At 66.6% G+C, this 2,222-nt stretch carries 1 protein-coding gene; it reads left to right on the top strand.

What is annotated here, in order from left to right:
* On the top strand, positions 1–2,177 hold a 2,177-nt coding region (locus tag CAPSK01_RS22435), incomplete at its 5' end, for a CHAT domain-containing protein (RefSeq protein ID WP_273703382.1).
* Positions 2,178–2,222: the final 45 nt, after the last annotated feature.

Genomic DNA, 2,222 nt, shown 5'->3' with positions numbered 1-2,222 from the left:
TGGCGTTGCTGTTCCAGATGCAGGGCCGCACCGCCGATGCCGAGCCGCTCAACCGCCGTTCGCTGGCGATCAAAGAGAAAGCGCTCGGCCCCGAGCACCCGGGCGTGGCCACGGGCCTCAACAACCTGGCGGGGCTGTACGAGGCGCAAGGCCGCTACGCCGACGCCGAGCCGCTCTACCGCCGCGCGCTGGCGATCAAAGAGAAAGCGTTCGGCCCCGAGCACCCGGGCGTGGCCACGGGCCTCAACAATCTGGCGGAGCTGTACCGAGTGCAGGGCCGCTACGCCGACGCCGAGCCGCTCCACCGCCGCGCGCTGGCGATCAATGAGAAAGCGCTCGGCCCCGAGCACCCGGACGTGGCCGGGAGTCTCAACAACCTGGCGCTGCTGTACCACAAACAGGGACGCACCACCGATGCCGAGCCGCTGGTTCGCCGCGCTTACCGCATCGCCCTCACCACCGGAGAGCCCAGGCTCGCCTGGACCGTCCAGGGCAACCTCAGCGCCTCCTATGCAAAGAGCGCGCCCGACCTCGCCATCTTCTACGGCAAACAAGCAGTTAATACGCTGCAAAGCGTGCGCAGCCATCTCAAGGCTACCGACACCACGACACAGAAAGCCTTCCTCGGCACCGTCGAAAAGAACTACCATCGCCTCATCGGCCTGCTGATCGACGCCGGCCGGCTGGCCGAGGCGCAGCAGGTGCTGGCGATGCTCAAGGAGGACGAGTATCACGACTTCATCCGCCGCGATGCCGGCGAGGATCCGCGCGCCACGCGCGCAACTTTCACCAGCCGCGAAATCACCTCCGACGCGAAGCTGCAGACCGCTGGCCTCCGGCTGACCAAAGTCGGTGTGGAAGCGCGCAAGCTGCGCGACAAAAAGGAACAGGGCGCGCTGAGCGCCGCCGAAAGCGACCGCCTCGCCGCCCTCGAAGCCGAACTCGACGCCGCTGGCCTCGCCTTTAACCAGACGCTCAACGAACTGCAGGCCGTTTTCGCACGGGTCAACGACACGGCGCGCCGCGACGAATCGCTGCGCAAGCTCGCCGAGTACAATTTGACCGGTGACATCGCCGAACTCGGACCCGACGTCGTCCTGCTGCAGTATGTCGTGCTGCCCGAGACGACGCATATCCTGCTCACCACCGGCCATACCCGCCTGGCACGCAAGGTGACGATCAGCGAGCAGCAGATCAACCGCAAGGTGCAGACCCTGCTCGCCGCGCTGCGCACCGTCGATGACGACCCGCGCCCGGCAGCGCGCGTCCTCTACGACCACCTGATCGCGCCGGTCGCCGACGACCTCGAGGCCATCGGCGCGCACAAGCTGATGGTCGCGCTCGACGGCACGCTGCGCTACGTGCCGTTCACCGCCCTGTACGACGGCGAACGCTACCTCGCGCAGCGCTACGCCGTGGCGCTCTATACCGACGCCGCGCGCGGACGGCTGAAGGACAAGCCGCGCGTCGGCTGGAAGGTGGCTGGCCACGGCGTCACGCAGGCCTGGGGCGCACAAGGCGCCCTGCCCGAGGTGCATCACGAAATGGCCGCCATCGTCAAACAGCCGGGCAGCGCCGGCGTGTTGCCCGGCGTCGTCAAGCTCGACCAGAGCTTTACCGCGCAAAGCTTCAAGGAAAGCCTGCGCGAACGCTTCCCAGTGGTGCATATCGCCAGCCATTTCAAGTTCTCTCCCGGCAACGAGAGCCAGTCGTCGCTGCTGCTCGGCGACGGCAGTCAGCTCTCGCTGGAAGCCATCCGTAATGGCTACTCGTTCGCCGGCGTCGAGCTGATCACCCTGTCGGCGTGTGAGACCGCGGTCGGCGGCGGCGCCGACGCCAACGGCCGCGAGATCGAAGGTTTCGGCGTCCTGGCGCAGAACCAGGGCGCCAAGGGGGTCATCGCCACGCTGTGGTCGGTCGATGACCAGAGCACCGCGCTTCTGATGCGCGAGTTCTACCACCGGCATGAACAATTCCGGCTATCGAAAGCCGAAGCCTTGCAGCAGGCGCAACTGGCGCTGCTTTCCGGCGCGGTCGTGCGCACGCCCGACGCGGCCAAGCGTGCCAGCGAGAGGAAATTGATCAAGGGCGCCAAGGAATTTACTCCTGACCCCAGCGCGCCGTTCGCCCATCCCTACTACTGGGCGCCGTTTATCCTGATGGGGAACTGGTTGTGATTTCGGGCGATATGGGAAGCCAATGACCAGGCAAACCCCACCGGC

The sequence above is a fragment of the Candidatus Accumulibacter vicinus genome, assembly GCF_000584955.1.
GTDB lineage: Bacteria > Pseudomonadota > Gammaproteobacteria > Burkholderiales > Rhodocyclaceae > Accumulibacter > Accumulibacter vicinus.
This window is presented reverse-complemented; position numbering and strand designations above follow the sequence as displayed.